Consider the following 21,127-nt stretch of genomic DNA (forward strand, 5'->3'; position numbering starts at 1 on the left):
ACGCGCGTCAATCGTCAGCGGTGCTCCGCAGACTCCGCTGCGAACGGGCGCTCCTGCGGGTGTGGCTGAGTGGCGCAGGATGAGGTGATTTTCGTCTAGGGGTGCGAAGGGCGGCCGGGCTACCCTGGAGACGGGTCGTCGGCCTTTCTGCCCGAGCGCAGCCGCTCGTGTTCGTCCTGGTCCTGCCCGAGCGCAGCCGCTCGTGTTCGTCGAGGTGTGTCGTGAGGTTGAGAACGTCTTATCTGGCTTTGGCCGTGGGATTGCTGCAGATACTCGCCGCCTGTGGAGGGGGAGCGCCCTCCACCACGGGCGATCCTGGCGTGGGCGGCGCGGGGAGCGTGACCTCCAGCGGCTCCGGCGACGGCGGCGGTGGCAGTGACTTCGGCTCGGGCGTCGCCTCCGGCGGCGGCGGAAGCGGCGGCGGGCCCGATCCCTGCGCCGTCGACGACCCGCCCCCCGAGTGCCTCTTGCCCCAGGAGCCCGCCTGCGGCGACGGCGAGATCAACCAGGGCAGCGAGGCGTGCGACGACGGCAACAGCCTGCCCGGCGATTGCTGTTCCGGTCTGTGCGAGATCGAGCCTTACTGTGCATGTCCGCCCGGCGAGCCGTGCGTGCTGACCATCGCCTGCGGCGATGGCATTGTCGATCCGGGCGAGTTCTGCGACGACGGCAACACCGCGGACGGCGACGGCTGCAGCGCAGACTGCATCTTCGTCGATCCCTCGTACGTCTGTCCGAGACCGGGCGAGCCGTGCAAGCTGCTCTACGACTGCGGCGATGGCCGCGTGAACGGCTCCGAGGAGTGCGACGACCTCAACGAGACGCCCGGCGACGGCTGCGGCGCGGACTGCAAGCGGGAGGCGGGCTTCGTGTGCCCGAAGCCCGGGCAGCGGTGCGAGCGCCTGCCGGTCTGCGGCAACGGGGTCAAGGAGGCCGGCGAGCTCTGCGACGACGGCAACGCCGCGAGCGGCGACGGCTGTTCGAGCCTCTGCCGACAGGAGTCCTTCTACGTCTGCACGACGCCGGGGCAGCCCTGCGAGCTCCTGATCCGGTGCGGCGACGGCGCGGTGGATCCGGGCGAGATCTGCGACGACGGCAACGCCCAAGGCGGCGACGGCTGCAGCGCCGACTGCAAGACGCTGGATCCGCTTTACGCGTGCTCCGAGCCGGGGAAGCCCTGCATCCTCCTCTATCGCTGCGGCGACGGGCGCGTGAACAACGGCGAGCAGTGCGAGGACGGCGACGACCCGCCCGCCTCCGGCGACGGCTGCAGCGCGACCTGCATGCGCGAGTCCGGCTTCGTGTGCTCGAAGCCCGGGCAGCCGTGCGAGCTCCTGCCGGTCTGCGGCAACGGCGCCCTGGAGAGCGGCGAGCAGTGCGACGACGGCAACACAGCGAGCGGCGACGGCTGCTCGAGCCTGTGCCGTCAGGAGTCCTTCTACACCTGCCCGACCCCGGGCCGGCCCTGCACCCTCCTCTACTGGTGCGGCGACGGCGCGATCAACCCGGGCGAGGTCTGCGACGACGGCAATACGGTGGGCGGCGACGGCTGCAGCGCCGACTGCAGCGCGGTGGACCCGATCTACACGTGCCCCAGGCCGGGTCAGCCCTGCACCCGCCTCTACTGGTGCGGTGACGGCCGCGTGAACGACGGCGAGCAGTGCGAGGACGGGAACACCCGGAGCGGCGACGGCTGCAGCGCGACCTGCATGCGCGAGGAGGGGTATCAGTGCAGCCGCCCCGGTCAGCCGTGCACCCGGCCGCCGGCCTGCGGCAACGGCCTCAAGGAGACCGGCGAGCAGTGCGATGACGGCAACACGGCGAGCGGCGACGGCTGCTCGAGCCTGTGCCGGCAGGAGGCCTTCTACAACTGCAGGACCCCGGGGCAGCCCTGCGAGTTCTTGATCCGGTGCGGCGACGGCGTGCTCAGCCCGGGCGAGGTCTGCGACGACGGCAACACCGTGGGCGGCGACGGCTGCAGCGCCGACTGCAGCGGGGTGGACCCGATCTACACGTGCACCACGCCGGGTCAGCCCTGCACCCTCAACTACTGGTGCGGCGACGGCCGCGTGAACGACGGCGAGCAGTGCGAGGACGGCGACTCCCCGCCTGCGTCCGGCGACGGCTGCAGCGCGGACTGCATGCGCGAGCCGGGGTATCAGTGCAACCTGCCGGGCCAGCCGTGCACGCGGCTGCCGGCCTGCGGCAACGGCCTCAAGGAGACCGGCGAGCAATGCGATGACGGCAACGCCGCGGGCGGCGACGGCTGCTCGAGCCTGTGCCGGCAGGAGTCCTTCTACAGCTGCCCGACCCCGGGCCAGCCCTGCGTGCTCCTGTTCCGGTGCGGCGATGGCGCCGTGAACCCCGGCGAGCTCTGCGACGACGGCAACACCGCGGGCGGCGACGGCTGCAGCGCGGATTGCAAGACGGTGGACCCGGCGTACGTGTGCCCCGAGCCGGGCAGGGCCTGCGTCCTCGTCTTCCAGTGCGGCGATGGCCGGGTGAACAACGGCGAGGAGTGCGACGACGGCGGCAAACCGCCCGCGTCGGGCGACGGCTGCACGGCGGATTGCCGGCTCGAGCAGGGCTGGATCTGCAAGCCCGGCCAGCCCTGCACCGTGAGGACCTATTGCGGCGACGGCACGGTGCAGCTCGGCGAGCAGTGCGACGACGGCGGCGGGGAAAACCCTGTCGGCGGCGACGGCTGCACCGCGCAGTGCAGGATCGAGGTCGGCTGGACGTGCCCGCCGGGCGGCGGGCGCTGCACCCCGCCGCCGCCGCCCGTGTGCGGCGACGGCAAGATCGGCGGCACCGAGGTGTGCGACGACGGGAAGCAGCCCCCGGCGAGCGGCGACGGCTGCAGCGCCGATTGCCAGACGATCGAGGACGGGTGGGATTGCTCGCGCGTCGGGTTCCCCTGCAAGACCGTCTGCGGAGACGGGTTCAAGAACGGCGCCGAGCAGTGCGACGACGGCAATCCCTTCTCGGACGACGGCTGCGACGAGACCTGCCGGATCGAGCCGGGGAGCGTCTGCGACGACGGAGAGCCCCAGGACTGCACGGGCTTCTCCGTCTGCGGCAACGCCATCCGCGAGGGCACCGAGGCCTGCGACGACGGCAACGGCAACTGGCGCGACGGCTGCACGCCGGACTGCAAGGGCGAGCCGAACTGCAGCGGCGGCGCGTGCATCTCGAAGTGCGGCGACGGCATGCTCCTGCCCGGCGACGCCACCGAGGCGTGCGACGACGGCAACACCGTGAGCGGCGACGGATGCTCCGCGACGTGCACGATCGAGCCGGGCTACACCTGCACCGCTCAGCCCAGCGAGATGCGGCTGCCGATGGTCCTCCGCGACTTCATCGGCTGGTGCCCGGCCGACTACAACCGCAACGTCAGCAACACCGCGTGCGACGCCAACCTGACGGACAACCTCGTCGGCCACTTCGATTTCGAGATCACCCCCAGCGGCAATCAGATCGACAGGATCGTCCAGCCGACGCTCGACACCGCCGGCAAGCCCGTGAGCAGGTTCGGCCCCGGCTTCGTCACGCCGAGCGACGCGAACGGCTGGACCACGGGGCAGGACAACTTCCAGTGGTGGTACCGGGACAACCCGACGTACAACAGGACGCTCGTCACCAGCATCGAGCTGACCGCGCAGGCCGGCAGGTACGTGTACCAGCGGAACCCGTTCTGGCCGGTGGACATCGACCCGCCGGGCGCCGATCCCGTGCTCGACAACCTGGTCTCCGCCGGGCTGGAGCGGGCGCAGCAGAGCAACCCCTCGCACAACTACTACTTCACGAGCGAGGTCCGGTACTGGTTCCAGTTCACGCCGAACGGCGCCGCGGCCGATCCGGTGCTCACCTTCTTCGGTGACGACGACGTCTGGGTGTTCATCAAGAACACGCTGACCGCGGACATCGGCAGCATTCACGCGCAGCTCCAGGAGAGCGTGACCATCCTGGACAACGGCGACGCCCGCGTGACCCCCTGCCCCGCCAACTCCGGCTGCACGGACCGCGGCGCCAACTACGAGGTCGACCTGAACCTCGAGCCGGGCAAGGTCTACGAGATCGCGGTGTTCCAGGCCGAGCGCCACGTCACCGGGTCGAACTACCAGCTCACGCTGTCGGGCTTCAGCGCCGGCACGTCGGTGTGCACGCCGCAGTGCGGGGTCGACCCGCCGGTCGTGACGCCGGGCGAGGAGTGCGACGACGGCAGCAGGAACGGGACGGGCTACGGCCAGTGCAACAACTGCCAGCTCGGTCCGTACTGCGGCGACGGCCAGAGGAACGGCATGGAGACCTGCGACAACGGGGTCAACAACAGCACGTACGCCAACGCCTCGAACGCCTGCGCGCCCGGGTGCGTGGCCCCGCCCCGGTGCGGCGACGGCGCGGTCAACGCGCCGTACGAGGCGTGCGACCTCGGCTCCGGCAACACGGCGAACGGCTACGGCGGCTGCACGCGCGAGTGCCAGATCGGGCCGTACTGCGGCGACGGCAGGAGGAACGGCACCGAGGGGTGCGATGACGGCGTCAACGACGGCTTCTACGGCACCTGCAACCCGAACTGCACGCCGGCGGCGATGTGCGGCGACAACCGCGTCGACGCCGACTGGGGCGAGGAGTGCGACAGCGCGACCGACCCGAACTGCGTGAGCTGCCAGCGCGGCGAGCACTGCGGCGACGGGGCCACGCAGCGGGACCTCGGCGAGGAGTGCGACGACGGCGTCAACGACGGCGGGTACGGCCAGTGCGGGCTCTCGTGCCTCTACGGGCCGCGCTGCGGCGACGGCATCGTCCAGCCCGAGGAAGAGCGCTGCGATCTCGGCAGCGGCCAGAACACCGGCGGGTACGGCGGGTGCACCGCGACCTGCAACTACGGTCCGTACTGCGGCGACGGCATCAGGAACGGCGCCGAGTCGTGCGACGACGGCAAGAACGACGGCGCTTACGGCACCTGCAACGCGAACTGCACGGCGGCCCCGAGGTGCGGCGACAACCGCGTCGACGCCGAGTGGGGCGAGGAGTGCGACAACGCGGCCGACCCGAACTGCCTGAACTGCCAGCTCCCCCCGCAATGCGGCAACGGGATCACGCAGCCGGCCCTCGGCGAGGAATGCGACGACGGCGTCAACGACGGCGGGTACGGCCAGTGCGGCCCCGCGTGCCTCTACGGGCCGCGCTGCGGCGACGGCATCGTCCAGCCCGACGAAGAGCGCTGCGACCTCGGCAGCGCGCAGAACACCGGCGGGTACGGCGGGTGCACCGCCTCCTGCAACTACGGTCCGTACTGCGGTGATGGCATCAGGAACGGCGCCGAGGGGTGCGACGACGGCGTGAACGACGGCGCTTACGGCACCTGCAACCCGAGCTGCACGCCGGCGCCGAGGTGCGGTGACAACCGCGTCGACGCCGAGTGGGGCGAGGAGTGCGACAACGCGGCTGACCCGAGCTGCGTGAGCTGCCGGCTCCCCGCGCAGTGCGGCAACGGGGTCACGCAGCCGGCCCTCGGCGAGGAGTGCGACGACGGCGTCAACGACGGCGGGTACGGCCAGTGCGGCCCCGCGTGCCTCCACGGGCCGCGCTGCGGCGACGGCATCGTCCAGCCCACCGAGGAGGACTGCGATCTCGGCAGCGGGCAGAACACCGGCGGGTACGGCGGGTGCACCGCGACCTGCGACTACGGGCCGTACTGCGGCGACGGCATCAGGAACGGCGCCGAGGCGTGCGACGACGGTGTGAACGACGGCACCTACGGCACCTGCGCTCCGGCCTGCACGCCGGCGCCGAGGTGCGGCGACAACCGCGTCGACGCCGACTGGGGCGAGGAGTGCGACAGCGCGACCGACCCGAACTGCGTGAGCTGCCGGCTCGGCGCGCACTGCGGCGACGGGGTGATCCAGCCGCAGTTCGGCGAGGAGTGCGACGACGGGATCAACGACGGCGAGTACGGCAAGTGCGGGCCCTCGTGCATCTTCGGGCCGCGCTGCGGTGACGGCATCGTCCAGCCCGCGGAGGAGGACTGCGATCTCGGCGAGGGCGAGAACAGCGGCGAATACAACGGGTGCGATGCCCTCTGCCAGTACGGGCCGTACTGCGGCGACGGCCGCGTCAACGGCGCCGAGACCTGCGACGACGGCGTGAACGACGGCTTCTACGGGAGCTGCATGCCCGACTGCAGCCCGGCGGCGAAGTGCGGTGACCGCCGCGTGGACGAGGAGTGGGGCGAGCAGTGCGATCCCCCGAACGAGGCCACGGGCTGCAGCAACAACTGCCGCCTCGGCGGGCAGTGCGGCGACGGCGTCGTCCAGCCCGGCGAGCAGTGCGACGACGGCAAGAACGACGGCGGCTACGGCCAGTGCGGCCCGCGCTGCCAGCTCGGCCCGCGCTGCGGCGACGGCATCCGCAACGGCCCGGAGCAGTGCGACGACGGCGACGGCAAGAACACCGGCGGCTACGGCAAGTGCGCGCCGGGCTGCGTCTACGGCCCGTACTGCGGCGACGGCAAGGTGCACAGCGCCTACGAGGCGTGCGACGACGGCAACCGCACGGGCGGCGACGGCTGCAGCCTGACCTGCCAGTTCGACGGGTTCCCCAACTGATCGAGCGAAGGCGGGCGCGCGGGGCGAAGGCGTCGTTGGACGCCTCCCCCGCGGGCCCGCGACGCCGGCGCCGCACGGCGCGTGGCTCGGGTCGACCTCCTCCCAGATACCGCCGCTAGCTCGCGATGGCCGCCCTCGGCGGCCCGGGGCGCTGCGGCGCCTTCACCAGATTCACCAGAACCGGCCGACGAGCCCCGCCCCGCCGAGCCCCGGCCCGAGGATCGGCGCGGCCGAGAGCTCGAGCATCGGGCCGCCCGTGCGCGCGGGCGCGGGGTCCGTGCGCGCGGGCAGCGGCGGCGGGTTCGGCGTGTCGAACGCGTAGAACACGAAGCCGCCGAGGGCGAACGCCGCGGCCGTGCCGAACAGGCCGACGGTCGCGTTCGCGAGCTCGTCGCGCGTGTCGAGGTGAGCCCGGTAGTCGCCCAGCTCCTTCTCCGAGATCCCCTGCGCCGCGCGCTTCTCGGCGATCTCGCGCGCCTGGTCCTCTTCCTCGAGGCCCGAGGCCAGCGTCAGCACGCCGACGCCGGCGGACAGGACCCCCATCGCGACGAGGCCATAGGACATCTTCCGCTGGAAGGAGCTCGTGAGGCCCACCTCGATGACGAGGCGCTCGCCGCGGCGGAGCGACAGCTCGCGAGAGAACGGCCCGTGGCCGTTCTTCGTGGCGACGAAGAACCGCTTGCCCGGGGCGACCTGGAGGAGCGGCAGCGGCGTCGTGCCGACGAAGCGCCCGTCCAGCGTCACCTGCGCGCCGACGGGGCCCTTCACCTGGAGGAGCGCCGGCCGCTCGCGCAGCTCCCGGTCGATCCCGAGGATGTCCCCCTCGATCGCGACCACCTCGCGCTCTTCGTCGACGTGGCCGTCGGCCGTGATCTTGATCCGGTGCTTGCCCGGCTGCACCTCCGCCATCAGCGGCACGTCGGCCAGCGCGCCGCCGTCGATGGACACGCGGGCCCCCGCGGTCGGCGAGGTGACGTTGATGCGGGTCCGCGGCCTGACGTCGGGCGGCGCCGCCTCCGGCGCGACGGGCGACGACGGAGCGCTCGCCTCGAGGCGCGCGGCGATCACCCCGAGCTCGCTCAGGGCCTCGGTCGCGTCCGCGCGGCGCCCGCCCTGCGGGACCTGCTCCAGATAGCGCCGGTAGTTCGCGATGGCGGCCCGCAGCGCCTCGGGGCTCTGCTCGACCACGTACAGGCGCCGGTAGGCCTGGGCCAGCGAGAACAGCAGGGCAGGGCGCGGCGCCTTCCTGTACGCCGCCTCGAACGACTGCACCGCGTCGCGGTACCGCGTCGCCGCGTAGGCCTGGGCGCCGGCGTTGTAGAGCGCCTTGGCCTGCTCGATGTCCTCCTCCGCCGAGGCCGCGCTCGGCGCGAGCGCGGTCGCCGCGAAGGCCATGAGCACGACGCACAGCGAGGTCTTCATCGGCGGATCGGGACTCCTTCGTGGACGCGGAGCGCGCCGTCGCTGAGCACCGCGAGATCGTCGACCCCATCGCCGAGGACATCGCACGTCGCGATCGCGGAGCCGCCGGGGATGCCGTCCAGCTTGCGGAGCTGGTGCTGGCCGAGATCATGGCAGCCCGCCGCGCCGTCGCCGCACACGTCGAGCGCGTAGGCCGCGCTGCGCGTGAGCACGACGAGCGACCTTCCCATCCCGTCGTCGACGCGGGCGAAGTCGGCGCTGGTGACCTCGCTCGCGAGGTACTCGAGGCTGGGGTCGGGCACCTCGAGCTCGATCGGCGCGTCGAGCGCGCCCTCGCCCGTGTTCCAGAAGACGGCGAGCCGGCTCGCCGTGATCGTTCGCGTCCCTGGCGCCAGCTCGTACGCGATGCCCACCACGTCCGCGTGGCCATCGCCGTCCATGTCGCCGGCGCGGAGCCCCCCGTACAGCGTGTGAGGCGCGGGCGAGAAGGCCGCCTCCGGCGCCTCGAAGGCGCCGCTCGCGCCGCGGCGCACGAGGGTAATCGCGCCGGCCAGGGTCGGCGTCCCCGGCGCCGCGGCCGCGTCCTCGATCGGCAGCGAGAGGACGAGCTCGTCGGTTCCATCGCCGTCGAGATCGACGGCGACCCCATCCAGCGCCCACGCGGGCTCCCGGGAGGGAACGAGCTCCGCGGGCAGCGAGACGCGGTGCTTGGCCTCGTCGACCATGGCGATGGCGCCCGCGTCGACCGCCGGCAAGAGCCAGAGCTCGGCCGAGCCCCGGGAGGAGCCAGGGCTCGGAGGAGCGATCGTCAGCGAGGCGACCTCCGCCCGATCGCCCCCGAAGCGGCCGGCGACGCTCCTCACGGCGCGGAGCTCGCCTGCCTGCCGCACGTCGCCCGAGCGGACGAGCGGCAACGGCGGCAGCAGCGACCGCGAGCTGCTGCCCTCGATGAGGCTGAACGCGACGTCGCCGCGGTGCGAGAAGAGCACGCTGATGTCGTCCACGGCGTCGTCCGGCTCGGGGAGCCGCACCGCCGCGATGTCGAGGAGCCCCTCGAAGGCGCCGAGCCGCACCGGCGACTCCGGCGCCTTCATGTACCGGCCGAAGCAGACGGCCAGCGTCGGGTGCTCCGCGCTCGACAGCGAGCTGCCGGCGCTCTCGGCGAACAAGAGGTCCGGCAGGAGATCGCCGTCGAAGTCGCCAACGACGAAGCTCGAGACGTTGCCCAGCGTCGGGATCTTGAGCTCGTTGAGCTTGAAATCGGCGGCCTCGGCGCCGGGGACGCCGTTGAAGAACGTCAGATCCGTCGCGTCCGCGGAGCCGGCGACGACGTCGGGCGCGCCGTTGCCGGTCAGGTCCGCGATCACCGCGCTGGTCCAGCGCCGGCCGTTCGCCGGCGCGAGCCGGTCGAACTCGACCTGGTAGGGAGGAGACGGCCGGATCTTTCCGAGCCTCACGGCGTCGGGATCCACGATGTCGAGCACCCCGTCGTCGTTGAGATCGCCGATCGCGACGGGGGCCCCGAAGCCGGGCAAGCGCCCGGCGCTCATGCCGCCCGCCGGGTACGAGAGATCGCCGTACGGCGCCATGCCGCCGAACGCGCCGCCGCCTGCGCCCTCCGCGACGTCGAGCTCGTAGCAAGGCGCGCCCGCGGGCAAGCGGGGGTCAGGCTGCGCGCACGTGGCGCCCACGAGCAGATCGAGGACCTCGTCGCCGTTCACGTCCCGGAGGAAGGCCGCGCCGGCGATCCGCGCCCCTGCCGGGAGCTCCACCGCGGTGTGCGCGCCGTCGTCCGGCGAGTAGATGTGCACGGCCGAGTCGTCCGCGAGGGCGACGACCACCTCGTGCAGCGGGCCCCCGCCGAGCTCCGCGCTCGCGAGCGGACCGGCGACGTCGCGCAGCCCGCGCTGCCGATCGATGAACGACAGCCGGCCGCTCTCCGACCCTCGCACGACGGCGATGACATCCTCCGGCGCCGCCCCGCGCGTGTCGGTCCCGACGACCAGGGCGACCCACGTCTGTCCTTCCTCGCGCGTGCTGCCGACGGGCAAGAGCCGCGCGCCGCGGAGGGTCGTCGCCTCGGGCGCCGCGCCGAGCAGCGAGCCCAGGGGAAACACCGACGCGAGCACGGGGACCGGCGCGAACGTGCGGCCCGGCTCGCCGCTCAGGATCGCGACGCCAGGCCCCACGCTGAGCGCGATGTCCGTCGTCTCATCGTCGGTGAGGCGCGCGAGCGCGGGCGTGTCCCCTGCCGAGGGGATCGACACCTGGGTCCCCACCGTGCTGTTCGCGTCGAAATAGAGCGCCTCGAGGCTCGTCGAGCCGACGCCCACGAGGTCGCCGCGGCCGTCGCCGTCGAGATCACCCGTGATGAGCCGCTGCGCGCCGAGCGGCAGCGCGGCGCCGAGCGGCTTGAAATTGCCCGTGGAGACGCGGCACACGCCGTCGACCCCGCAGCCCCACCCGCTCGGGCACGTGCGGTCCACGTCGGTGCACACGAAGCGGCACTCGTTCTCGCTTCCGCGCGGGTTGCACCAGCTCGTCGAGGTCGCGCCCTGCGCGTCCTGCGTCTTCACCTCGCAGGGCGCGCTGGCCTCGAAGCAGTCGCAGTCCTCGTTGCGCGACGGCTCGATGACGCCGTTGCCGCACACGCCCGGGGAGATCTCGCCGAGCTCCACGCACCCGGCGGAGCCGGCGGCCGCGACGAGCAGCGCCGCGGCTCCCCCCATCGCGCGCACGTATCGCCTGGAGCTGGGCCGCGCGCGCATGCTCACTGGAACGGGTTTTCCAGGTCGCCCTTCCTGACGGCGCCCCTCGCGGTCGGCGCCGCCCTCTTCAACGACACGGCGATCGCGCCGTCCCCTTCGGCCGGGACCTCCTGCGCCTGCTCCTGGTACCCGGGCGCCTTGAAGGTGAGCTTCACGGCGCGCCCGCGCGGCAGGCGCAGCGGCCCCGGCGCCTTGCCGACGAGCTTGCCCTCGCTCCACACCTCGAGCTCCTTCGGGGTCGCCTGGATCCGGAGCTCGACGTCGGGCGGCGCCGCGTCGGCGCTCGCCGCGGCTGCGGCGGTCGCCTCCAGCGACGGAGACGGCGCGGCCGACTCCGGCGTGGCCTCGGCGACGGCGGAAGCCGGCAGGACGGGCGCGACCAGCGCGGCCTCCGTCCTCGGCATCGCCGCGCCCGACGCGGGCGCGCCCGGGGCGTCGGCCGCCGGCTCGCTGTGCCCGAGGTGCAACGTGAGCGCCGCGGCCGCGCCGACGCCGAGGATGGCGACCGCCGTGAGCGCCGCCCTCCGCCGCGACGCCGTGGTCGACGTGCTCTCCGGCTTGCTCGGCAGCGATCCCTGCAGCAACGTCTCGTTCCCGTGCAGCCCCGAGCTCGCTTCCGCGGCGTGGCCGCGCTGCGTCGGCGCGAGCCCAGCGTCCAGCGCCTCCACGGCCGCGCGGCGCCGCGCGGCGGCGTCGCCGGCGCCTCGCCCGACGGCGGCGTCGCTCGCCCGCAGAAGGCCACCGGGCAGCTCGTACCCCGCGCCGCGCGCGGCCTCCACGAGCGCCGCGGTCGCCTCGAGCAGCGACGCCGGGCGGCTCGCGGGGTCCTTCTCGAGCATCCGCAGGAGCGGCGCGTCGAGCGCCGGCGAGAGGTGCGTCGCCACCGTCGACACAGGGGGCGCCGCCTCCGACGTGTGCTTGATGAGGAGGTCGAACGCGTTCTCGCCGTCGAACGGCGGCGCGCCGGCGAGCAGCTCGTGCGCGAGGATCCCGAACGAGTAGATGTCCGTCCGGTGATCGACGTTCTTGCCGCGGCACTGCTCGGGGGACATGTAGAGCGGCGTCCCGATCAGGTGCCCCGTCCGCGTCTTGTGCACCGCGCTCGAGGACTCGCCGAGCAGCTTGGCGATGCCGAAGTCGAGCAGCTTCGGGAAGATCGCGCCGTCCTCGTCGAAGACCAGGAACACGTTCTCGGGCTTGAGGTCGCGGTGCGCGATGCCCGCCGCGTGCGCCGCGTCGAGCGCGCGCGCGATCTTGACGAGGATGGGCAGCGCCTCGGCGGGCGGGAGGCGCCCGCGCTTGCGGCGGTAGGCGTCGAGGGTCATCCCCTCGAGCAGCTCCATCACGTAGTAGTGCCGGCCGTCCTCGAGGGCGCCGAACGAGAAGATGTCGATGATGTTGCGGTGCCTGATCTGGTTCACGGCCCGCGCCTCCGCGACGAAGCGGGAGACGAGCTGCGGGTTCGCGGAGCACTGGCGGCTCAGGACCTTGATGGCCGCCGCCTTGCCGATGACGGGGTGGATCGCGCGGTAGACCGTGCCGAAGCCCCCTGCCCCGATCTTCGCCTCGACGCGGTACTCGCCGACCGGCGTTCCCGGCGCGAGCTCCGGATCGGCGCCAGGCGGGGCGGGCTCCGCCGCGAGCGTCTCGGCGTTTGTCGCGCAGGCAGCGACGCCGTCCGCATGCTCGGTTCGGCACGTAGGGCATGTCGACATGAGGAAACCACGGAGAGCCTACACGGGGAGCCCGGCGCAGCCCAGAGCCCCCGAGCGTCGCAAACCGGCGAGCGCGCTGTGCTCCGGCCTCCGGCGGGCGGGCGCAGCGTGACGCGTCGCTTCGGCGCCGCGTCGAGGCCCCGCGGGGCGCGAGGCGCGCGCCCGAGGTCTGACCACCTCGCGGCGCCGAGCAGGAGAGCCTCTGGCATTGTCTTACACGGGGTGTGGCCCTACAGGGCCCCGCGAGCCATGCGTGTCGTGCGGCGCGATCGATGGAGGCGCGGGCCTTCGTGCTGCTGAAGCTCGCGCTGGTGGGCGCGTCGGTGCTGCTCTCCTCGCTGGCGGCGCGCCGCTTCGGCCACGCGGTGGGCGGCACGCTCGCCGGGCTGCCGATGATCGTTGGCCCGATCATGGGCTTCGTGCTGCTGCAGGAGGCGCCCGCCCAGGCGGGCGCGATCGCGCTCGCGACGCTGGTGTGCGTCCCGGCCACGATCGTTCATGTGCTCACCTTCGCCTGGTGCGCGCGGCGGGGCCGGCGCTGGGGCGTGGCGCTGCTCACGGCCAACGCGGCGTTCCTGTCGGTGGGCGCGGCGCTGCTCGCGCTGCGGCTGCCCCCGCCGCTGGCCTGCGCCGCGGCGCTGGCGTCGCCCGCCCTGGGCGCGCTCGCCTTGCCGCGCCTGCGCGAGCCGCCCGCGGCGGTGGCCATTCCGCGCGTAGAGCTCGCCTGCCGGGTGGTCGCGGCGATGGCCATGGCCTGGTGCATCGTGCGCAGCGCTGGCGCCGCGCCGGCGGGCGTGAGCGGCCTGCTGCTCGCGATCCCGATCACCGGCAACGTCCTGCCGTGCTTCACCCTGCCCCGGCACGGCGCGGCCGCCACGGTGGCCCTGCTCGCGGGCTTCGTGCGCGGCCTGCTCGGCTTCGCCTCGTTCTTCGCGGCGCTCTACGTGGGGCTCGCGTGGTTGTCCCCGGCGGCCGCCTATGTCCTCGCGTGGCTGTGCGCGCTGCTCGCGGCGCTGGCGCTGCGCGCGACGCGCACATGGACAGTTGTCCGTTGATTGGGTCACAACCGAATGAGTTGTTCCGCCTCGTGGGTGCCAGCGTCGAGCGCCGCGGACCGATGGACGTCCAGCTGCATCCGACCGGTTCAGCACAAGAGCGTCCTGCGGCGGGCTCCGCCGCCTCGGAGCGACCGACGCCCGCGGGCAGGGTGAAGCTCCGGCTGAAGGTGCCATAAGAGCGCTCGAACGAGTAATATGTCTCCTTCTCTTCGCGTCTCTCCCCCTCGCGCTTCCCGCTCACAATGAGGCGGTTGCCCGCGAAGGACACGTCGACGTCCTTCTCCGGCATGTCCGCCTTGAAGACGTATGCGTTCCCGCTCTCCTTCACGTCGAAGTCGGGAGTGAACAGGGCCTCGCGCGCCGATCGGGCCATGACCTGAACGCTGTGGTAGGGCCGTTGCCTCTCATGTAATCTCGCGCCCGGAGCCGAGGCCGCATGGAACAGCACGAGCCCACATCCAGGGTGCTGGTCGTCGATGACAACGAACAGAACCGCGCCCTGGCCCAGGCCACGCTCGAGGACGACGGCTACGAGGTCGTGCTCGCCGTCACAGGCGAGGAGGGAATCGAGCAATTCCAGCGCCACAAGCCCGATTGCGTGCTCCTCGACGTGCGGATGCCGGGGATGGACGGGTTCGCGGTGTGCTCCCGGATCCGCAGCCTGCCCGAGGGCGCGAGCACGCCGATCGTCTTCTTGACGGCGCTCCGCGACGTCGACACGTTCGACAGCGCGCTGCGCGCCGGCGGCGACGACTTCCTGACGAAGCCGATCCGCCCGTCGGAGCTGCTCGTGCGGGTCCAGGCCGCCCTGAGGCTGCGCCGGCTCGGCGCGGAGCTGCGCGAGCACGTCGAGCTCGTCCGTCAGCAGCGCGACGCGCTGATGCGCCTCCAGCTCCAGAAGGAGCGGCTCATGGCGTTCGTCGTGCACGATCTGAAGAACCCGGTGAGCAGCATGGACCTGCACGCCCAGTTCCTGCTCCGGGACCGCGCGCTTTCGGAGCAGGCGCGCGACTCCGCGCGGCACGTCCGCGACCAGGCGCGGGCCCTGCTGCGGCTCATCTACAACCTGCTCGACATCAGCAAGAGCGAGGAGGGGAGGCTCGCCCCCGAGCGCGCGAGCGTCGATCTCCGCGCGCTCGTCCTCGAGGTGTTCGCCGCGCTCGACCTGCGCGCGAGCTCCCGGTCACTCTCGCTGCGCGAGGCCGTCGAGGTGCCCAGCGTCCAGGCCGATCCGGACCTGCTCCGCCGCACGCTCGAGAACCTCCTCGAGAACGCGATCGTCCACGCCCCGGCCGGGACCGCGGTGACCGTGAGCGCCGCGAAGCGCGGCGCCCACGTGGAGATCCGCGTCGCGGACGCGGGGCCGGGCATCCCCGCCGAGATGCGCGCGCAGGTGTTCGATCGCTTCGTCCAGCTCGGAGGCGACGCCCCGGCCCTCCAGCGCGCCGGCCGCGGCCTGGGGCTCGCGTTCTGCAAGATGGCCGTCGAGGCGCACGGCGGCGACATCCGGATCGAGGACAACGCCCCTGGCGCCGTGTTCTGTGTGAGGCTCCCCGATGACACATGAGATCTCCTCCGTCGAACGCCTGTCAGCCCCCGAGCAGGCGCCCCATGGACCTGGCCCTCGCCAGCTCGACGACAGCACGTTCCGCATGCTCATCGACGCGGCGCCCGACGCCATGGTGGTCGTCGACGAGCACGGACGTATCGTGTTCGTCAACGTCCAGACCGAGCGGATGTTCGGTTACACGCGCGGCGGGCTCATCGGGCAGGCGATCGAGATCCTGCTCCCGGAGCGATTCCAGCGCTCTCATGTCGCGAACCGCTCGGCGTTCATCGCCGCGCCCAAGGCGCGCCCCATGGGGTCGGAGCTGGAGCTGTTCGGCCGCCGGAGGGACGGCAGCGAGTTCCCTGTCGAGATCAGCCTCAGCCCGCTGACGACCGAGGGGGGCACGCTCTTCTCGAGCGCCATCCGCGACATCAGCGACCGCAGGCGCCTGGAGGCCGTGGCGCAGCGCACGAGCGACCTCCTGCGGAGCGCGGTGGAGAGCTTCCAGGGCGCGTTCGCCGTGTTCGACGCGCAGGATCGGCTCGCGCTCTGCAACAGCGTCTACCGGCACTGGCTGGGCGCGCGGGTGGACGGCCCCGTGATCGGGCGGAGCTATGATGAGATCCTCGGCGAGAGCCTCGCCGCGGGGCTGTTCGCCCTCGGCGGCGAGCCTGCGGCCGCGTTCCGCGAGAGGATGCTCGCCTACCACGCGGAGCCGGATGGCACGCTGGATCTCTGCACGAGCGACGGGCGCAGCCTGCGGGCGACCGAGCGCCGCACGGCCGAGGGCGGGACGGTATGCACCCTCTGGGACATGACCGGCGACGTGCAGCGCGAGGAGGAGCTGCGCAAGGCGCGGGGCATCGCCGAGGCCGCGAGCTCCGCGAAGAGCGAGTTCCTCGCCTCGATGAGCCACGAGCTCCGCACGCCGCTCAACGCGATCCTCGGCTTCGCGCAGCTCTTGCATCGCGACAGGAAGACGCCGCTCACCGATCGCCAGAAGGAGCGGATAGAGCACGTCCTCAAGGGCGGCGAGCACCTGCTCAAGCTCATCGACGACATCCTGGATCTCTCGCGCATCGAGGCGGGCCGCGTCACGGTGTCGATCGAGCCGGTGAACGTCCCCGAGGTGCTGGTCGAGGTGAAGACGACGCTCGACCCGATGGCCCAGCGCGCCGGGATCGAGATCGCCCTCGCGCCCCTCCCCGCGGAGCTCCCGAAGATCACGGCGGATCGCACGCGCTTCGCGCAGATCCTCATGAATTACGGCTCGAACGCGATCAAGTACGGCCGCAGGGGGGGCCGCGCCACGATCGCGGTGTCGATGCCGGATGACGGGGTCGTGAAGATCTGCGTGATCGACAACGGCATCGGCATCCCCCAGGAGCAGCACCCGAAGATCTTCCAGCCCTTCCAGCGCGCCGGCCAGGAGACGGGGCCGATCGAGGGGACCGGGATCGGCCTCGCCATCACGAAGCGGCTCGCGGAGCTCATGGGCGGCGGCGTCGGCTTCGCCAGCATACCGGGCGAAGGGTCCGAGTTCTGGATCGAGCTCCCGGCGCACCAGGAGCCGCCGGCGGTCGCCGCCCCGGCGCAGCCGGATGCGCGCCTGGAGGCGTCGCCGCTCGCCGCGCCCGGCGGCGCCCGCCATTCGGTCCTGTACGTCGAAGACAACCCGTCGAACATCGCGTTCATGGAGGAGCTCATCTCCGAGTTCGAGCGCGTCCACCTGATCACCGCGCCGAACGCCGAGATCGGCATCGAGCTCGCGCGCTCGCGGCAGCCCGAGGTCGTCATCATGGATATCAACCTCCCCGGGATGAGCGGCTACGAGGCCATGCGCAAGCTCGAGGAGTGGCCGGAGACGCGCGACATCCCCGTGATCGCGCTCAGCGCGGCGGCGATGGCCCGGGATACCCGCCGCGCCGAGCAGGCCGGGTTCTATCGGTACCTGACCAAGCCGGTGAGGGTCGACGAGCTGACCACCGTCCTCGAGGAGCTCCTCCTCCGGCCGTAGCGCGCCGAGGCGGGCGAGGTGCGTCAGGGGAGACCGCTATTCCGCGGACAGCGACGAAACAGGGGCCGACTCCGCCACCGCGGCGCCGGCGCCCCGGCGGAGAGGGCTCTGCATGGTCGACGAGCAGGTATTCAAGGGCGGCGTCAACACCGTGCGCCGGCGCGGCGACAGGGTCCACCGGCCCGCGACGGCGGCCACGCCTGCCATCCACCGGCTCCTGCGGCACCTCCGGGCGGCGGGCTTCGACGCGGCGCCCGAGCCGCTCGGGCGCGACGACGAGGGGAACGAGGTGCTGTCGTACCTCGATGGCGAGGTACACAACCCGCTCCCGGCCGAGCTGCGCACGCCCGAGCTCCTCGCGTCCGCCGCCACCCTGCTGCGCCGGTTCCACGACGCGAGCGCGACGTTCGTGTCAGGACCGGACGACCGGTGGCAGCTCCCGCCCCGCCCGCCGGCCGAGGTGATCTGTCACGGCGACCTCGCGCCCTACAACTGTGTCGTCCGCGGCGGCCGGGTCGTCGGCTTCATCGATTTTGATACCGCACATCCGGGCCCGCGCGTGTGGGACGTGGCGTATGCTGTCTACCGTTTCGCGCCGCTGCACGCGCCGAGCAACCCGGACAGCGCCGGCAGCCCCGAGGACCAGGCGCGGCACGCAGCTCGGTTCTGCCGCGCTTATGGCCTCCCGCCAGGGCCCCTGTTGCTCGACACCGTGGCCGATCGACTCGCGGCGCTGCTCGCCTCCATGCGCGCGCGGGCCGCGGCCGGCGACGTCGCGTCCCAGGCGCACATCGCGGCCGGGCACCCTGCGCTGTACGAAGAGGACATCCGCTATTTGCGGGCGCAGCGCGATCGGCTGCTGCGGGCATTCACCCCCTGATAGGCCGACGCCCCGGCCACCCGCCACGCGCTGAGCCGGGCGATAATGTGCTCGTGACGCGCAGAGGCGGCCGGGTGGCGCATCGGGTGAGCACCGCCCCCGCGCCACTTCACGCCAAACATGAGATCGGCCGCCTGGAAAGGCACCTCGACGCGCACGCGGTGAAGGTCACGTTCAGGGCGGTCGAGAGGCCTGCGCATATCGCACCTTCCGCTCCTCGACGCGTCGGCCACACCACGTTGTCATCCTGGCTCAGCCCGCTCGCCGGCGGTTGTTCCGGTCCGCGACGAGGCCCATTTCGCTCGACGAAACCGCGCTCGATCGGCGTAGCGTGGCTGTATGACCCGAAGGCGCGATCATGCCCTCTCCTGCACGACGCTCTTGCTCATCGCGTGTGGACTGGCCGGCTGCGGCAAGGCCTCCACGCGGCCCGCGGCCGCCCCCGAGCCGCTCGCACCGCTCACGCTCCGGCGATCGGCGGACGACATCATCCTGGCCGCGAAGCTGCCGCCGGAGACCGCGCCCCGCGCATCGCTCGAGATCCACCGCCTCGACGCTTACGCCGCGTGCAACGCGGCGCAGGTGCGCCTCTCCGCCAGCGTGAGCGCCCGCGCGGACGCGGGGCCGAGCGCGCTCACGCTGTCGAGCCTCGTCATCGGCGGCCTCGGGCTCGCGGGCGGCATCGCCACCACCGCGCTCGCCGCGGGCCTCGAGGCCAAGCCGATCCCGGCGGGCACGCCGTCGCTCCCGGACGCGGAGCCGCCGGACGTGGACGGCAAGACGGGCGTGATCGTGGCGGGCGTCGTCACGGGCGTCGTCGTCGTGGGCGCGGTCGTCGGGACGCTCCTGCTCGTCGGCGGCGACGACGACGACGAGGATCGCAAGCACAAGCTCGATCTCGGCGCCGGCGGCGCGGGGGGCCTCCGCGACGCCATCCGCGCCTTCGAGGCCGCGTGCCCGGACGAGCCGCCCGAGGACGCCCTCGCCGCGTGCATCGACAGGGCGCGCGCCCTCCGCACGACCTGCGCAGCCCGGTGAGGCGGGCTCCGCCGGCGGCTCAGCGCGCGAGCACGTCGAGGAAGCGCTCCTCGTGGAACCCGACCGAGATCCGCGTGTTCGTGCCCTCCGTGGCGCGCGCCCCCCACTCGCCCTTCTCGCGGTAGATCTCGACCTCGACGAAGTCGCAGACGCGCTCGTCGAGCGCGCAGGCGGCCGCCACGAGATCGTGCATCGCCTTGCCCACGCCCTTGTCTGCCAGGTACCGATCGAGCGCGTCGATCATCCTCGTCAGGCCGCTCCGCGGCGATCGCCCGGAGACCCGGCGGTTCAGCGCCTCGCGCATGGCCTCGGTATAGACGACCCCGTGACATACGTTCTTCGAGACGAACCTCCGCTCTCCGATCTGCGGTGAGGCGAGCAGCGCGAGCGTCTCCCGGGGCGCGCCGCCGGGGTTATAGCTCGGGCAGGTGAGGCGCCCGCGGAACTTCTCGAGCGGCTCGGCGACCAGGTTGTCGCCCGCGAAGCCGCCTTGCTGGACCCAGCGAGCGAGCCGGAGCCCCGGGACGTCGTTGAACGCCTTGCCGATGTTCTTGGGCGCGGCCCCGACGAGCACCGTGGCGTCCGGCTCGCGGAGCAGCTCGGCGAGCAGCGCGGGGCCGCCCGCGACCTCGCCGGCCGGGTGCTCCAGGATGCCGGGGCCGTAGCACGCCTGGTGGAAGCCGGAGACCCGCGCCTTCTTGCCCTCGCTCGTCGCCCACCAGGCGGGGCCGTGCAGCGCGCCGATCGGGACCTCCGCCCGCCCGCAGCCATCCAGCCCCCAGCGGACCAGCCGGCACTGATCCTCGGAGCCGGGCGTGACGAGCACGCCGAGCAGCTCGACGTCGGGGTGATCGGCGAGCCAGAGCAGCGTCATGAAATCATCCGGGTCCGCGGTCTCCATCTCGAAGATCATGCGCCTCACGCCGCACCTCCATGCCATCGCGCCGCAGAGCAAAATTGAATAGACTCGATCCGACCGGGCAGCCGGAGAGACGACCGGCCGCCCGACGGCGCCAGCGCTCGACCCGCGCTGCCGCACGACCCCGAGGAGCGAATGAAGCGCATACACCTGTTCGAGATAGAGGATTTCAGCTGGTTCCCCGGGTGGCTGCGGGCCTGCATGACACGCCTGCTCGTGATCATGCACAGGGCGCTGGGCACGCGCGAGGCGCTGGTCGAGCTGGTCGCCAGAGCATTGAAGGAGTCGAACACATCGAACATCGTCGACCTCTGCTCCGGGAGCGGCGGGCCGATGATCGACGTCGTGCGGACCCTGCGCGAGAAGCCCGGGTTCGAGGGCACCCGACTGACGCTCACGGACCTGTACCCGAGCAAAGAGGCGGCGGAGCTCATCAACAACCAGGAAGGGAGCCATGTATCCTACCAGGCAACCCCGGTGGACGCCACGAAGATCGGCGGCGACATAGCTGGGTTCAACAAAAGCCTCAGAACCATGGTCAGCAGCTTTCATCACATGAGGCCGGAGAACGCGAGGAAGATACTGGAGTCGGCCCAGCGGAGCAGGCAGCCCATCTGTATCTTCGAGATCAGCGACAACAGTCATCCGCTGTTCCTCGGGTGGCTCGCCCTCCCGATCAACTTCGTGATGTGCCTCCTCATCACGCCCCTGGCGAGGCCCATGACCCTGCGGCAGCTCGTCTTCACCTATATCGTTCCGATCATCCCGCTGTGCTTCGCGTGGGACGGGGCGGTCTCGAACGCGAGGACCTACACGCTCGATGACCTCGATGAGCTGTTGAGCGGGCTCCGGAACGAAGACTACAGATGGGAGAAGGGCGTGATCGGCGGGCGAGCGAAGAAGCTCTATCTGCTCGGCATTCCTACCCGCGACGCCGGCGCCGGCGGCTGAGCCGCTCCGACGCGGACGAACCGGTACGTACCGGTCATACAGATCGCCGGAGATCGCGCGGCGAGCGTCGCCCGAGGCGGTATGTCCCTCTCGTGCGCTCCGATGATTGGAGTAAGGCCATGCCTTCGTGCGCGTCGCGGATTGCACCCTACTATTCGCTTGCGGTCATCGATCTACCTTGTCATGCGCAATCCCGGTA

11 protein-coding genes and 1 pseudogene are annotated in these 21,127 nt (G+C 72.2%); 7 read left to right on the forward strand and 5 right to left on the reverse strand.

The genetic code is table 11. From position 1 onward, the window contains the following. Window positions 1-254 precede the first annotated feature (254 nt). Entirely contained in the window at window positions 255-6,611 is a 6,357-nt protein-coding gene (locus WMF46_RS26650; protein ID WP_437979778.1) for a DUF4215 domain-containing protein, read from the forward strand. A 171-nt stretch (window positions 6,612-6,782) separates the two neighbouring features. Here WMF46_RS26650 and WMF46_RS26655 read toward each other — a convergent pair whose 3' ends face one another. From WMF46_RS26655 to WMF46_RS26665, 3 genes are read right to left on the reverse strand one after another with little or no spacing between them, the layout of a single operon-like run. Then, on the reverse strand, window positions 6,783-8,033 hold the full coding sequence (locus WMF46_RS26655; protein WP_437979779.1) for a PEGA domain-containing protein: 1,251 nt from the start codon (window positions 8,031-8,033) through the stop codon (window positions 6,783-6,785). Then, a complete protein-coding gene (locus WMF46_RS26660) occupies window positions 8,030-10,762 on the reverse strand; it encodes an FG-GAP repeat domain-containing protein (RefSeq protein ID WP_437979780.1) in 2,733 nt (910 codons plus the stop codon). The genes WMF46_RS26655 and WMF46_RS26660 overlap by 4 nt, the downstream gene beginning before the upstream one ends. 41 nt (window positions 10,763-10,803) lie before the next feature. Further along, a complete protein-coding gene (locus WMF46_RS26665; protein ID WP_437979781.1) occupies window positions 10,804-12,516 on the reverse strand; it encodes a serine/threonine-protein kinase in 1,713 nt (570 codons plus the stop codon). A gap of 272 nt (window positions 12,517-12,788) precedes the next feature. Between WMF46_RS26665 and WMF46_RS26670 the strand changes: the two genes are divergently transcribed. After that, window positions 12,789-13,571 carry a hypothetical protein gene (locus tag WMF46_RS26670; protein ID WP_437979782.1) on the forward strand — a complete coding sequence of 261 codons (783 nt, stop codon included), beginning with the start codon at window positions 12,789-12,791 and terminating at the stop codon, window positions 13,569-13,571. A gap of 136 nt (window positions 13,572-13,707) precedes the next feature. Here the strand turns inward: WMF46_RS26670 and WMF46_RS26675 are convergent. Then, window positions 13,708-13,920, reverse strand: a pseudogene (locus WMF46_RS26675) (Hsp20/alpha crystallin family protein); the annotation flags it as partial. A 90-nt stretch (window positions 13,921-14,010) separates the two neighbouring features. Between WMF46_RS26675 and WMF46_RS26680 the strand changes: the two are divergent. The 4 genes from WMF46_RS26680 to WMF46_RS26695 all read left to right on the forward strand — a co-directional run bounded on the left by WMF46_RS26680 (window position 14,011) and on the right by WMF46_RS26695 (window position 19,058). Next, on the forward strand, window positions 14,011-15,141 hold the full coding sequence (locus WMF46_RS26680) for a hybrid sensor histidine kinase/response regulator (protein WP_437979783.1): 1,131 nt from the start codon (window positions 14,011-14,013) through the stop codon (window positions 15,139-15,141). Further along, window positions 15,131-17,140 (forward strand): PAS domain-containing hybrid sensor histidine kinase/response regulator, encoded by a 2,010-nt coding sequence (locus WMF46_RS26685; RefSeq protein WP_437979784.1) that lies wholly within the window; start codon window positions 15,131-15,133, stop codon window positions 17,138-17,140. Before WMF46_RS26680 ends, WMF46_RS26685 begins: the two co-directional genes overlap by 11 nt. A gap of 112 nt (window positions 17,141-17,252) precedes the next feature. Beyond that, complete coding sequence (locus WMF46_RS26690; protein WP_437979785.1) at window positions 17,253-18,020, forward strand: phosphotransferase enzyme family protein; 768 nt, start codon at window positions 17,253-17,255, stop codon at window positions 18,018-18,020. Between the two features lie 339 nt (window positions 18,021-18,359). Then, a complete protein-coding gene (locus tag WMF46_RS26695) occupies window positions 18,360-19,058 on the forward strand; it encodes a transcriptional regulator (protein ID WP_437979786.1) in 699 nt (232 codons plus the stop codon). A gap of 19 nt (window positions 19,059-19,077) precedes the next feature. Here the strand turns inward: WMF46_RS26695 and WMF46_RS26700 are convergent, their stop codons facing one another. Beyond that, complete coding sequence (locus tag WMF46_RS26700; protein ID WP_437979787.1) at window positions 19,078-19,980, reverse strand: nucleoside hydrolase; 903 nt, start codon at window positions 19,978-19,980, stop codon at window positions 19,078-19,080. Window positions 19,981-20,112: 132 nt separating this feature from the next. Between WMF46_RS26700 and WMF46_RS26705 the strand changes: the two genes are divergently transcribed. Then, window positions 20,113-20,928 (forward strand): hypothetical protein, encoded by an 816-nt coding sequence (locus WMF46_RS26705; RefSeq protein WP_437979788.1) that lies wholly within the window; start codon window positions 20,113-20,115, stop codon window positions 20,926-20,928. Window positions 20,929-21,127 lie beyond the last annotated feature (199 nt).

The organism is Sorangium sp. So ce117 (assembly GCF_051524395.1).
Classification (GTDB): Bacteria; Myxococcota_A; Polyangia; order Polyangiales; family Polyangiaceae; genus Sorangium; species Sorangium cellulosum_B.

What these genes read in the sequence shown, in the direction of transcription:
- WMF46_RS26665 (WP_437979781.1), bottom strand. Translation starts at nt 12,516, where the DNA reads ATGTCGACATGCCCTACGTGCCGAACCGAGCATGCGGACGGCGTCGCT.
- WMF46_RS26660 (WP_437979780.1), bottom strand. Translation starts at nt 10,762, where the DNA reads ATGGGGGGAGCCGCGGCGCTGCTCGTCGCGGCCGCCGGCTCCGCCGGG.
- WMF46_RS26680 (WP_437979783.1), top strand. Translation starts at nt 14,011, where the DNA reads ATGGAACAGCACGAGCCCACATCCAGGGTGCTGGTCGTCGATGACAAC.
- WMF46_RS26655 (WP_437979779.1), bottom strand. Translation starts at nt 8,033, where the DNA reads ATGAAGACCTCGCTGTGCGTCGTGCTCATGGCCTTCGCGGCGACCGCG.
- WMF46_RS26705 (WP_437979788.1), top strand. Translation starts at nt 20,113, where the DNA reads ATGAAGCGCATACACCTGTTCGAGATAGAGGATTTCAGCTGGTTCCCC.
- WMF46_RS26690 (WP_437979785.1), top strand. Translation starts at nt 17,253, where the DNA reads ATGGTCGACGAGCAGGTATTCAAGGGCGGCGTCAACACCGTGCGCCGG.
- WMF46_RS26685 (WP_437979784.1), top strand. Translation starts at nt 15,131, where the DNA reads ATGACACATGAGATCTCCTCCGTCGAACGCCTGTCAGCCCCCGAGCAG.
- WMF46_RS26695 (WP_437979786.1), top strand. Translation starts at nt 18,360, where the DNA reads ATGACCCGAAGGCGCGATCATGCCCTCTCCTGCACGACGCTCTTGCTC.
- WMF46_RS26670 (WP_437979782.1), top strand. Translation starts at nt 12,789, where the DNA reads ATGGAGGCGCGGGCCTTCGTGCTGCTGAAGCTCGCGCTGGTGGGCGCG.